Raw genomic sequence first — 216 nt, forward strand, 5'->3', positions numbered from 1 at the left:
GGATGTGACGTTCTCTATTCCAGTTTCAAAACTTGAAGACCGCTCGATTCAAGACTTTGTCGGTTCAAATATGTGGGTAGTATAATAGATAGACATCATGGTGTTCGTATTCCTACACGCTTTAAAGAAATCTCTACTCAACCAGACGAAGATACCAACAGTTATCAAGCGGTTGTATCTATCGAAAAACCTAACGGTATCAATTTACTGTCGGGT

The 216-nt window shown here is 39.4% G+C and carries 1 pseudogene; it reads left to right on the forward strand.

The window, feature by feature from the left end:
* Positions 1 to 216: pseudogene (locus A3712_RS26600) on the forward strand (efflux RND transporter periplasmic adaptor subunit); the annotation flags it as partial.

This window comes from Vibrio sp. HI00D65 (genome assembly GCF_001635455.1).
Taxonomy (GTDB): Bacteria; Pseudomonadota; Gammaproteobacteria; order Enterobacterales; family Vibrionaceae; genus Vibrio.